The organism is Arthrobacter sulfonylureivorans, assembly GCF_047607445.1.
In the GTDB taxonomy this organism is placed as follows: Bacteria; Actinomycetota; Actinomycetes; order Actinomycetales; family Micrococcaceae; genus Crystallibacter; species Crystallibacter sulfonylureivorans_A.
The window spans coordinates 1-9139 of the sequence record NZ_JBLKRT010000060.1; the positions used below are offsets into that span (position 1 = coordinate 1).

The following is a 9139-nucleotide window of genomic DNA, read 5'->3' on the forward strand; positions in this document are numbered from 1 at the left end:
CAGCGACACGAGGCGGTCCCGGCGCCAGTGGTTCTCGTCCACGTACTCGTCGGCACCAGCCTTCTTCGTGCGGACCAGCGACCCGTTCCACTCGATCCGGTAGCGGCGTTCAAACTTGCCGTTGTGGTTCTCGCCCTCGACTACCACGCAGGTTTTGAGCACCTTCGTGATGACCACCTTCGCGCCGATGCGATCTTCGTAGCTGCTGCGGTTCTCGATGTAAGCCTCTGCCCCAACAACTGCCCACTCCGGTGCCTGGTTCTGCTCCATGTTCTTCTGCCTTTCGGTTGCTTGTTTGTTTGAACTGCTACAACAAACACTATGAGCCTGCCGGGGGCCGGGCAAGCGGCCGGGGTAACCCACGGGCCCCCAGGCGTAACCCACGCCCGCGCCCACGCGCCCGCGTCCCTAAGCCAACGTTGATTGATTTTTTCTTCAATCATTCACAAAACGAAAGCACGCACCCAACGGAACATGCGCGAGTTGCTTGTTGTTAGTTGCCTGTTGCTAGTTGTTCCGATGACTCATCCGATGACTCATCGGGTTGCCGCCGCATGGTCCCGCGGAATTTGCCAGTTATCCACAACTGATTGGGGCAGCCAACCAGTCGCTACGCTGCGCCATTGGGCATCCCAATCAGTAAAAACCGGGCGGGGCCGGGCGATTTTCGGCCGCCCGGCGCCCCGATTTCTAGTAGGTGCCCTTGGTGACCCAGCCGCCCTCCTCGACCGCTACCACTTCGAACGTCTGCGGGTTGGAGTGCATGCGGATCAGCGCGTTGAGGAACCCCTGCCGGGTGGTGTACTCGCGATGCTCGCGGCGGGTGCGCCCCTGAGCGTCCTTGCGGTCCAAAACGATGAAGCCCTGCCCCTCGTCGGTGTGCGCCCCGAAGCCCTTGTACCGGTCCAGCTCCCGCTGGTACTCGCGGGCCTTGCTGCGGCTGGCTGCGTACCACTCGGGCTCTGCCGGGCGAGCCGGGCGGCGCGGGGCTCGCTCCAGCAGCTCCACCGGGCTGTCGTTGTAGAAGCCCATCTCGTACTCGCTGCCCACCGTGCGGACCCATACGCTGCCGTCCTGCTCGGTGCGGACTGCCGTGACCCGGTAGGTGTGTGCCTCGTACTTGAAAACGTCCATCGCCTTGAGTTCTGCTGCTGTTGCCTGCATCGCCCTGCCCTTTCGGTTGTTTGAACTAATACAACAAATATATGCGCATGCCGAGAGCAGGGCAACCGGGTTACCCGGGCCGGGCCCAAGGTTACGGGTTACCCGGCGGGGCTGCTAGGTTACCCGCAGGACTTGCCATCCCCGGCCGTCTATAAATATGTTTGCATTGTTCAAACAACCTACCGAAAGGCACAACATGCTCCGCATCCTTTCCGACGCAGAGGGCCAGTACGTACTGGTCGAGGCAGACACCGACGAGCGGGCCCTGCGCATCGCCCACGAGGACCTGCGCGAGCAGGGCATCTACTGGAAGGAGCTTTCGACCACCGGCAAGCGCCGCGGGCGCTGGCTAGTCCGCTTCGTCCCCCAGGAGCCCGCCAGCAAGTAGCACCACCCGGCCGGGGGCAACCAGCCCCCGGCCACCACCAACCGACCGACCGAAAGGCAGTCCCCATGACCACCATGCAAATCTCCGTTGACGTCATCCAGAACAGCCCCCGCCGCTCCGCCACGGTGCGCATCACCCGGACGGGCATCGAGAGGCTGCCCATCATGACCATGCAGCTCCGCCGCTGGGCCATCCGCGAGCTGGCCCGCGACATGGGCGAGGAGGTGAAGTGGGAGGAGCTGCAGCAGTATTACCCGCGGTTCGACGGCGACGTGGAGACGACGCAGGAGGAGAGCGCGAGCGTGAGCATCGTGAAGCTGAAGTGGAAGAAGCCCGCCGTGGCCTTCCGCTCCAACCCGGACGGGAGCATTGACGGGTTCCTCTGACGCAAAGGTTGCCCCGGCGGGCCGCAAGGTTACCGCCGGGGCTTGCCCTGCCCCAGCTCCAGCCGTAAGTTTGTTGTATTAGCTCAAACAAACCGAAAGGCAGAACAATGCAGAACGCACAGAACACCAAGCAGGCACTCCGCACGATCGCACGCACCACGGACGAGGCACTGGCCCCGCTGCTGCAGGAGCTGGCAATCACCCAGCACCGCATCGAGTCCGCCAGCAAGGCCCGCCGCGTCAACGAGGGCTGGATTGCTGAACTGCGCGAGAAGAAGCTGGCGCTGCAGGCCGAGGCCGCGCCGCTGCGCAAGATCGAAGAAGCCGGGCGCTGGACCCGCTTCGTGTACGTCCCCGGGGGTCACGTGCACCGCTGGACCGGCTGCAGCACGCTCCGCTGGGACACCACGCAGATGTGGCTGCCGGAGTACAGCGGCGCCGACGAGGAGGAGCTGGTTGAGGCCGCAGCAGACGCCGCCTGCACCGTGTGCTTCCCGACCGCGCCGGTCAACAAGCCGACCACGATCCCGCAGCTCGCAGCCGAGCGCGAGGCACGCGAAGCAGAGCGCACCGAGCGCGAGGCCAAGCGCACTGCAGCAGCAGCCGCAGCCATCGTGAACGAGGACGGCGAAGCGGTGTTCAAGTCGCAGCGGGCCGCAGAGAACGAGCTGGGACAGGTCATTGGGACCGCAGCCTACTACGCCGCATGGTACCCGGAGGTCGGCAGCCCGGCCCACGGCATCCCGATGAAGCCGAACGACGAGAGCGAAGCAGAGCACGCCGCCCGGCAGGCCCCGAAGGTCGCCGCAGAGCTGGCCAAGGCCCGCCGCATCGTGGAGCTGCTGCAGCTGAACGGCGTCCCCACGGAGGAGCTGGTCGCCAAGAAGCTGAAGGCGAAGATGAAGGAGAACACCAAGCACGGCGCGATCCTCCCGACAGGCTTCGGCCTCTAGGCCCGCCTGGGGCGCTCCCAGCCCGAGAGCGCCCCAGCACTCGGGACCGCGCCTCCCAGCCCGGGAGCGCCGCCCACACGGCCGCCGGGCGCCGGGTTACGCAAGGTTGCCCCGCCCGGCTTGCCCCCGGGGCCCTCCCGCCGTAAGTTTGTTTTAGTAGTTCAAACAACAACCGAAAGGCACTTCACATGGCACAGACCCAGCTCACCGCAATGGGCGCACTCCGCATGGCAATCAACACCCAGCTCGCCTGGCACCAGAAACAGCACGCCTCAGCACTGGACAACATGGACCGCCTGATGCGGAGCCAGCGCCAGATGATCGAGCGCGGCGTCTACTACTCCGAGCTGAACATGGGCAACGCCGCAGCCGAAATCGCCCGCGAAACTGAGGCCGTCAAGACCCTGATGGAGCAGCTGGAGCAGCTGGACACTGTGGAGAAGATGGCCGACGAGTTCGCCAAGTAGCAAACCCCCGGGGCGGGCCGCGAGGCCCGCCCCACCAACCGAAAGGCAGCAGCCATGAAGCTCACCCGCAAGAAGCTGGACGCCGGAGCGTACCACCTCGTAGACCCCGCCGGGCGCGTCGTAGCCCGGATAGACCGCACCGGCGAATACGGCCGGGACAACTACCCGTGGGACTGGCACCTGTTCGGCAAGCTCAACTGGGCGTGGCCGCGCAAGGACGGCCGCGAGGCGCCGGTCACCGGGACCGCCGAAACGCTCAAAGATTGCATCGAAATCATCGAATACCGCGTCAACGCCTACGGGCTCATAGAAGGGAAGTAACCCCATGCAAGCGATCACTATTGCCCCGGACGGGTCAGTAATGCAGGCAGACCTGCCCAACACGCTGGAAGCGCTGCAGCAGGCCGTAGGCGGCTACATCGAGGGGCTGCCGTCCCCGCTGGACGACGGCTGGGCAGCCTACGGCAATGAGGATGCCAAGATCATCGGGCTGGAGTACAACCCCGTCGCCCACGTCGTCCTCGTGAAGTTCGGCGGCCACAACCCGCGCGACCCCATTACCGGGCCGGTGGTCATCACCGGCTTCGACAACGACACCGGAGAGCGGCGCCCCGTCCCCGCCACCCTGTTCAGCCAGATCATCACTCTCATCCAAGGAGGCAGCAATGACTAAGAAGATCACCGCAGCAGAAATCACCCCCGGCACGAAGCTCTACCATTTCGGCAGCGCGTCCACCCTCATTGCGACACCGAAGAAGGTGGACTCCAAGGGCAGCATCAAGCTGGAGCTGGCCAACCCTGAAACCGGCGACGTGACCGAAATGTGGGCCAAGCCCAGCCAGCGGTTCGACGCGATCGAGGACGGGGCGGACGACTGATGCTCAGCCACGAGGAAGCGCAGGAGCTGCACCAGCGGATCGGCGCCGCGCTGCAGCACGCTGAGGCCGTCCACGCTCACGAGGTTGCCGTAGAGCTGGACCGGGCGCTGGAGCTGGCCGCAATCGTCGTATCCGACACCATGGAGGAGAGCAAGTGAAGATCACCGGCACCATCAGTATCGACAACCGGGCCACCGCGTTCACGCTCGACCACGAGGGCGCCTACCAGCAGTTCGGCGGGGACCGCTCCGCCTACGGGGAGCGCGTGGACCTGCTCAGCGCCATGGGCGAGGCAGTGGAGGAGTGGGCCAGCGACAACCTCTGCCGCGAGTGCCACGACCACACGCTGGACGACGGCGAGGGGTACGACGGCAGGTGCGGGGACTGCGCCGACCGCCACGAGTCCATCGTTGAGGAGGACGAGGACGCCGGGACCGGCTGGGACCAGACCCGGCGCTGGCCCGGGGACTACTCCGACTGGAAGGAAGAAGTGGTCAACGGCGACACGCTGCGCAGCTTCACCGACTGGCTCGACGCCCGGCAGGAAGCCGACAAGGAGGACGCCGATGAGCGCTGAAGCCATCGGCCGGGTCCGAGAGTACGTCCGCCAGTTCGACCGGCTGAAAGACACCGGCGGACGCATCCACGAGGTCTACACGGACAAGGACGCAGAATCGGCGCCGCTGTTCATAGCCGACCTGAAGGCGCTGCTGGCTGCAGTCCCCCAGGAGCTCCCAGAAGGGCGCAAAGAGTGGTGGCAGTGGACGCCGCCGCCGACCCACAACCACTGGACCTGCTTCTTGGTGCCGGGCAGCGCAGAAACGCTCTGCGGACTAAGCCCCAAGGACGCCATGGCAGTCACTCACGACGCCTCCATGGTCAACTGCGCCGCCTGCACGGATGGACTGGACCCGAGCTAGAACCCGGCTCCCTGCAGCCCGGCCGTGAGCGTGGAGGCTCCGGCCGGGCTGCTGCCGTTGTGCGGCTTGCCCACGCGCCGCCCCTCCAAATACATCAGCCCGTACCGCAGCGCGTCCGCAAGGTGATCCTCCGCCGACGTGTCAATGTCCTCCGGGTTGCTCTTGTCCCGGGGCAGCGCGGGCAGCGTGCGGATCAGGTCGCGGTTCGTGTTGTAGGTCAGGAAGCGGGGCAGGCCGTCCTTGCGGACTCGCAGCTTCTCGTCCAGCACGCCCCAGCCGTGCACGCGGGCGTTCACGCCCTTGATCGGCGTCCGGCCCATCACGGTCTGGTAGTCGTGCGCGGGGGAGCCCACCGGCGGCAGGTCCGGGTGGCCGGTCTTGTGCGCCGCGGCGTCGTTACGCCGCCACATGGCCGGGTCCATCACCACCGGAATCCGGTCGCCGGTCGTCTCCTCCTCCTCCCGGGACAGCTCCAGCAGCAGCTCCGCCTGCTGCACTGCCGTCAGCTCCGTCTTGTAGACCTCCCGGTAGGCAACCACGAGGCCGTCGTGCAGCTTGCACAACCACACGGCCGCGAACGGGGCGGAGAAACCGTAGTCCACGCAGATCACTTTCTGCCCGGTCAGCATCGGGATGGGCAGCGCCTCGGGCTCGATGACGTGGTAGGGCTCCGACCACTGCGCGAACCGCACCCCGTCCAGCACATTCCAGTCGCCGTCCCGCAACGCCTTGCGCAGGTTCTCCGGCAGCGCGTTCAAGACGTCCATGTACTCGGCGTTCAGCGAAGGGTTGTCCGTGGCGCGGGCGGGGAAGTAGCAGCGCGTGCCCGGGTTCGGTTCCTCCAGCGACGGTCGGACCCGGAACACCTTGCCCGGGGGCACCGGGTCCACAAACCGTTTCTTCACCCAGTGGTGGCCGACGCCGCCGGGGTTCGCCGTCAGGATCATCCGCGGGCGCTGCCCCAGCGCCTCCAGCGCGTCCCTCACCTCACCGGCGGCACGCAGACGCGACTTCAGATAGATGTACTGCTGGAAGGTGAAGTGGGTGGCCTCCTCAAAGATGCAGAGCTGATATTCCGCGCCCTGATACTTGTCGAGGTCGGCTGCCCGCTGCAGGTGCCCCAGCTCCAGCACGGAGCCATTGCGGAACCGCCACTCGTGCTTGGACTCGTGGTAGCGGCCCAGCTGCGCCGGAATCTCCTGCTTCAGCGGGCCAACGACCGAGCGCTCCAAGTCGCCAAACGTGCGGCGGAAGATGATGGCACGCATGCCCGGCACCTGCATGCACGCCTTGACGGCCTCAGCACGCGCCCACCGGCTCTTACCGCCACCGCCCGCGCCGCCGTACAGCAACTCGTCCACGAGGACCGCATGCGCTGCAGCCTGCTTCGGGTGGGGGACGTATTCGTAACGAACCTCAGCCATCAGTCGATCGGGTCTACGACGAGTTCGGGTTCAGCCATGCCAGTCACGTTCAGCGCCGGGTCGAACACCACGGAGACGGTGCCGCCGCCCAACTGCTCCAACTGGACCGGCGTGTCGAGGCCAAGGTACTTCGCGCGACGCTCCTGGATCTTCAGCATGGCTTGGATCGCCTTCTCGTCACCCTTCGCAGCCCGGCTCATCAGGCCCCGCGCCATGACGTCCAGCAGCTCGATTTCCTGCAGCCGCACCGCCTCCGCGGGCTCCCGCGTCAACTCATCCATGGCCTTCTGAATGTCGTTGTAGCAGTGGCCTTTATTGCCCTTGTAGAGCTGGTCTGCGATCTGCTGGTAGCTCATGCGAAGCGACCTCATGTTCAGCGCCTTACGCCGCCGCTCCGCATAGTTGATGGTCCTCGGGGTGACCTTCCTTGCCATTGTGTTCCTGTGACTCGTCGTAGGGGTGGTGGCCTGATCGTGGCCCAGTCCCGGGGTGCCGTGTGGGACGCGGGCAACCTTTGGTAACGCTTGCCCCAGCCCCGGCCCCTGCCGTAAGTTTGTTTTAGTCAATAAAACAAACCGAAAGGCAGACCAATGCAAACCCTCCCGCTGAACATGCAGGCCGCACTTACCGAGCACGACTTCGACGCGGTGATCACTCCGACCCACGTGGGCTACGTCCGCACGGTAATGAAGGACGGCATCGCACGCGCTATCCACGTCGCGCCGGTGCTTGACTCCACTCGGATCATCGTTGCCATCCACACGCAGGACGGCTCCGAGGCCAACGTCCGCTCGGCCTACTACGACGGCGAGTGGGTTGAGGCCCGCAGCGTTGAGGAGCTGGAGCTGGTCGTCAGCACGATCGCACTGTTCGCCTAACCCGATCCGCACCCCGGGGCCAGCCGGTCCCGGGGCACTCCTAACCGAAAGGGCCCACCAATGGCCATGCTCCACATCGCAGTCCAGACTGCACTGACCGAAGCCGGTTTCGAGCCGGTGAAGGGCGACCCGTCGAACCGCTGGCGCTGGGAAGGCGCCGGGCAGCACGGCGACACGATGATCACCGTCCAGCCAGTGCTGCGCGGCGGCACCGAACCCCGGGTTTACATCAGCACGTACTGCCAAGCGCTGGAGCCCCGCGGGGTCAACTCGGTCATTTACGCCGAGGATGACTTGGCCGAGCAGGAGGACGCCGCGCTGGTCCTGCTGTTCAAGCACTTGGTGCGGGCAGCATGAGCGCGGCCGCACACGAGCCCTTGCCGCGCTACTACGAGGGCAGCGTCCAGCAGGCGCGGGGCGCCGAGGTCATCAGCATCGAGCCCTGCCACTGCTTCAGCTGCCTGCCCCACACCGGCAGCCACGCCTCAGCGGTCGTCCGACTAGCGGACGGCGACGTGGCCCGGCTGGAGCACGCCCGCTGGAGTTCATTCACCACCGAAAGGAAAACCAATGCCTAACATTGTCAAGATCAAGGAGCGCTTCAGCGCCCCGCGAGACGGCGGCCGTCGCAACCAAATCCACTCCGCAGACTTCGTGCGGTTCACGTCCGTGGAGGGGCTGCTGGGAGCGCCGGAGGCGCGGCTGCTGCGCACCACGTTTGGCAGGGACACCACGAGGATCAAGGACTCCAAGGTGGAGCTGCTGGGCACGGACGGGCACTGGTCGCTGATCGACAAGATGCCGTACGACGACTGGGCGCCCAAGATGCCGAGCTTCTACCGCGACGACACGACAGAGACGGCGCTGCGCGAGTATCTGCAGAACCGGGCTGAGGAGCTGGAGTCCTGGGCGATCGAGGTGCTGTCGTGGTAGCCGCAGACACCGGCGTCATCGTGCACGCGCTGCGCTGGAAGGAGCCATACTCCCCGGGGGTCATGCTCGACCAGTCCAACTCTGCCGACCCGTTCAGCCGCCGCGTGGTCTGGAACGCCCACCGGCCGCTCAACGGAGAGCACATGTGGGAGGGCGCGGGGCTGTACGGCATCCACTACGCCTGCGCCGACTCCGACCACCCGGACTTCGACCGCTGGCGCGTGCTGAATGAGCGCAACGACGCCCGCACGGTGCGGCTGGTGTCGAATCTCGACGTGGTGGCGCTGCTGCAGGAGAAGTTGAAGCCGCGGTACAGCGTCGAGGACTACATCAGGGAGCTGGCGGACGAGGCCACCCCGCTCGATGCCGTCGCCCAAGCTGCCCGGATGAAGGGGCTGCCGTGGGTGGCTGAGGACCCGTCCGCGGATGCCCTGGTGATGCATTTGGCGGCCTCGCTCGGGCTGTAGGGTTACCGCCCCGGCTGGCTTGGTTGCCAGCCGGGGCTTGCCCTATCTCCACCCCTGCCCTAACTTAGTTGTTGTTGTATTAGTTCAAACAAACCGCAAGGCACCAACCCACTCACTTAGGAGCATCACATGGCACATCAGCTGGAAAACTTCGCAGGCCGCACGGCGTTCGTCACCGCACGCGAGGACGCATGGCACCGACTGGGCACCACGCTGGACCACTCGTTCACCGCCGAGGAGGCAATGGAGCACGCCCTGCTGGGCGGCTGGAACGTCCGAAA

General features: G+C 65.8%; 19 protein-coding genes. 15 read left to right on the plus strand and 4 right to left on the minus strand.

Annotation, left to right across the window (positions count from 1 at the left end):
- Both ACMX2H_RS18270 and ACMX2H_RS18275 read right to left on the minus strand, forming a co-directional pair.
- The coding region (locus tag ACMX2H_RS18270; protein WP_414962606.1) for a hypothetical protein at window positions 1-270 on the minus strand (270 nt) is incomplete at its 3' end.
- A 420-nt stretch (window positions 271-690) separates the two neighbouring features.
- Window positions 691-1164 carry a hypothetical protein gene (locus tag ACMX2H_RS18275; protein ID WP_414962608.1) on the minus strand — a complete coding sequence of 158 codons (474 nt, stop codon included), beginning with the start codon at window positions 1162-1164 and terminating at the stop codon, window positions 691-693.
- Window positions 1165-1360: 196 nt separating this feature from the next.
- On the opposite strand from ACMX2H_RS18275, the gene ACMX2H_RS18280 reads away from it, so the two are divergent.
- The 10 genes from ACMX2H_RS18280 (at window position 1361) to ACMX2H_RS18325 (ending at window position 5156) form a co-directional block, all read left to right on the plus strand.
- Window positions 1361-1552 (plus strand): hypothetical protein, encoded by a 192-nt coding sequence (locus ACMX2H_RS18280; RefSeq protein ID WP_414962610.1) that lies wholly within the window; start codon window positions 1361-1363, stop codon window positions 1550-1552.
- A 65-nt stretch (window positions 1553-1617) separates the two neighbouring features.
- Window positions 1618-1938 (plus strand): hypothetical protein, encoded by a 321-nt coding sequence (locus ACMX2H_RS18285; protein WP_414962612.1) that lies wholly within the window; start codon window positions 1618-1620, stop codon window positions 1936-1938.
- A 107-nt stretch (window positions 1939-2045) separates the two neighbouring features.
- Window positions 2046-2891, plus strand: coding sequence for a hypothetical protein (locus tag ACMX2H_RS18290; RefSeq protein ID WP_414962614.1), 846 nt, complete (start codon window positions 2046-2048; stop codon window positions 2889-2891).
- Window positions 2892-3079: 188 nt separating this feature from the next.
- Window positions 3080-3358, plus strand: a complete 279-nt coding sequence (locus ACMX2H_RS18295; RefSeq protein ID WP_414962616.1) for a hypothetical protein — start codon at window positions 3080-3082, stop codon at window positions 3356-3358.
- A 54-nt stretch (window positions 3359-3412) separates the two neighbouring features.
- The gene (locus tag ACMX2H_RS18300) at window positions 3413-3679 is read left to right on the plus strand and encodes a hypothetical protein (RefSeq protein WP_414962618.1); all 267 of its coding nucleotides are present in this window, start codon (window positions 3413-3415) and stop codon (window positions 3677-3679) included.
- A 4-nt stretch (window positions 3680-3683) separates the two neighbouring features.
- Window positions 3684-4031, plus strand: a complete 348-nt coding sequence (locus tag ACMX2H_RS18305; RefSeq protein WP_414962620.1) for a DUF3846 domain-containing protein — start codon at window positions 3684-3686, stop codon at window positions 4029-4031.
- Window positions 4024-4236, plus strand: coding sequence for a hypothetical protein (locus tag ACMX2H_RS18310; RefSeq protein ID WP_414962622.1), 213 nt, complete (start codon window positions 4024-4026; stop codon window positions 4234-4236). Before ACMX2H_RS18305 ends, ACMX2H_RS18310 begins: the two co-directional genes overlap by 8 nt.
- Complete coding sequence (locus tag ACMX2H_RS18315; protein ID WP_414962624.1) at window positions 4236-4394, plus strand: hypothetical protein; 159 nt, start codon at window positions 4236-4238, stop codon at window positions 4392-4394. The genes ACMX2H_RS18310 and ACMX2H_RS18315 overlap by 1 nt, the downstream gene beginning before the upstream one ends.
- Window positions 4391-4813 carry a hypothetical protein gene (locus ACMX2H_RS18320; protein ID WP_414962626.1) on the plus strand — a complete coding sequence of 141 codons (423 nt, stop codon included), beginning with the start codon at window positions 4391-4393 and terminating at the stop codon, window positions 4811-4813. The genes ACMX2H_RS18315 and ACMX2H_RS18320 overlap by 4 nt, the downstream gene beginning before the upstream one ends.
- Entirely contained in the window at window positions 4803-5156 is a 354-nt protein-coding gene (locus ACMX2H_RS18325; protein ID WP_414962628.1) for a hypothetical protein, read from the plus strand. The genes ACMX2H_RS18320 and ACMX2H_RS18325 overlap by 11 nt, the downstream gene beginning before the upstream one ends.
- On the opposite strand, the gene ACMX2H_RS18330 is transcribed toward ACMX2H_RS18325, so the two are convergent.
- The gene (locus ACMX2H_RS18330) at window positions 5153-6580 is read right to left on the minus strand and encodes a terminase large subunit domain-containing protein (protein WP_414962630.1); all 1428 of its coding nucleotides are present in this window, start codon (window positions 6578-6580) and stop codon (window positions 5153-5155) included. The genes ACMX2H_RS18325 and ACMX2H_RS18330 overlap by 4 nt on opposite strands.
- Window positions 6580-6951 (minus strand): hypothetical protein, encoded by a 372-nt coding sequence (locus ACMX2H_RS18335; protein ID WP_414962632.1) that lies wholly within the window; start codon window positions 6949-6951, stop codon window positions 6580-6582. The genes ACMX2H_RS18330 and ACMX2H_RS18335 overlap by 1 nt, the downstream gene beginning before the upstream one ends.
- A gap of 219 nt (window positions 6952-7170) precedes the next feature.
- Between ACMX2H_RS18335 and ACMX2H_RS18340 the strand changes: the two genes are divergently transcribed.
- Genes ACMX2H_RS18340 through ACMX2H_RS18360 form a run of 5 tightly spaced genes read left to right on the plus strand, consistent with a single transcriptional unit; the run spans window position 7171 to window position 8858 of the window.
- A complete protein-coding gene (locus ACMX2H_RS18340) occupies window positions 7171-7458 on the plus strand; it encodes a hypothetical protein (RefSeq protein WP_414962634.1) in 288 nt (95 codons plus the stop codon).
- A gap of 60 nt (window positions 7459-7518) precedes the next feature.
- A complete protein-coding gene (locus ACMX2H_RS18345) occupies window positions 7519-7815 on the plus strand; it encodes a hypothetical protein (protein ID WP_414962635.1) in 297 nt (98 codons plus the stop codon).
- Entirely contained in the window at window positions 7812-8036 is a 225-nt protein-coding gene (locus ACMX2H_RS18350) for a hypothetical protein (RefSeq protein WP_414962637.1), read from the plus strand. The genes ACMX2H_RS18345 and ACMX2H_RS18350 overlap by 4 nt, the downstream gene beginning before the upstream one ends.
- Window positions 8029-8391, plus strand: a complete 363-nt coding sequence (locus tag ACMX2H_RS18355; RefSeq protein WP_414962639.1) for a hypothetical protein — start codon at window positions 8029-8031, stop codon at window positions 8389-8391. The genes ACMX2H_RS18350 and ACMX2H_RS18355 overlap by 8 nt, the downstream gene beginning before the upstream one ends.
- On the plus strand, window positions 8385-8858 hold the full coding sequence (locus tag ACMX2H_RS18360; RefSeq protein WP_414962640.1) for a hypothetical protein: 474 nt from the start codon (window positions 8385-8387) through the stop codon (window positions 8856-8858). The genes ACMX2H_RS18355 and ACMX2H_RS18360 overlap by 7 nt, the downstream gene beginning before the upstream one ends.
- Window positions 8859-9139 lie beyond the last annotated feature (281 nt).

Excerpts from the sequence above, each read along its gene's own strand:
- ACMX2H_RS18290 (WP_414962614.1), top strand. The coding sequence starts at position 2,046 with ATGCAGAACGCACAGAACACCAAGCAGGCACTCCGCACGATCGCACGC.
- ACMX2H_RS18300 (WP_414962618.1), top strand. The coding sequence starts at position 3,413 with ATGAAGCTCACCCGCAAGAAGCTGGACGCCGGAGCGTACCACCTCGTA.
- ACMX2H_RS18345 (WP_414962635.1), top strand. The coding sequence starts at position 7,519 with ATGGCCATGCTCCACATCGCAGTCCAGACTGCACTGACCGAAGCCGGT.
- ACMX2H_RS18325 (WP_414962628.1), top strand. The coding sequence starts at position 4,803 with ATGAGCGCTGAAGCCATCGGCCGGGTCCGAGAGTACGTCCGCCAGTTC.
- ACMX2H_RS18330 (WP_414962630.1), bottom strand. The coding sequence starts at position 6,580 with ATGGCTGAGGTTCGTTACGAATACGTCCCCCACCCGAAGCAGGCTGCA.
- ACMX2H_RS18350 (WP_414962637.1), top strand. The coding sequence starts at position 7,812 with ATGAGCGCGGCCGCACACGAGCCCTTGCCGCGCTACTACGAGGGCAGC.
- ACMX2H_RS18285 (WP_414962612.1), top strand. The coding sequence starts at position 1,618 with ATGACCACCATGCAAATCTCCGTTGACGTCATCCAGAACAGCCCCCGC.
- ACMX2H_RS18335 (WP_414962632.1), bottom strand. The coding sequence starts at position 6,951 with ATGAGGTCGCTTCGCATGAGCTACCAGCAGATCGCAGACCAGCTCTAC.
- ACMX2H_RS18340 (WP_414962634.1), top strand. The coding sequence starts at position 7,171 with ATGCAAACCCTCCCGCTGAACATGCAGGCCGCACTTACCGAGCACGAC.
- ACMX2H_RS18310 (WP_414962622.1), top strand. The coding sequence starts at position 4,024 with ATGACTAAGAAGATCACCGCAGCAGAAATCACCCCCGGCACGAAGCTC.
- ACMX2H_RS18295 (WP_414962616.1), top strand. The coding sequence starts at position 3,080 with ATGGCACAGACCCAGCTCACCGCAATGGGCGCACTCCGCATGGCAATC.
- ACMX2H_RS18275 (WP_414962608.1), bottom strand. The coding sequence starts at position 1,164 with ATGCAGGCAACAGCAGCAGAACTCAAGGCGATGGACGTTTTCAAGTAC.
- ACMX2H_RS18315 (WP_414962624.1), top strand. The coding sequence starts at position 4,236 with ATGCTCAGCCACGAGGAAGCGCAGGAGCTGCACCAGCGGATCGGCGCC.
- ACMX2H_RS18305 (WP_414962620.1), top strand. The coding sequence starts at position 3,684 with ATGCAAGCGATCACTATTGCCCCGGACGGGTCAGTAATGCAGGCAGAC.
- ACMX2H_RS18355 (WP_414962639.1), top strand. The coding sequence starts at position 8,029 with ATGCCTAACATTGTCAAGATCAAGGAGCGCTTCAGCGCCCCGCGAGAC.
- ACMX2H_RS18280 (WP_414962610.1), top strand. The coding sequence starts at position 1,361 with ATGCTCCGCATCCTTTCCGACGCAGAGGGCCAGTACGTACTGGTCGAG.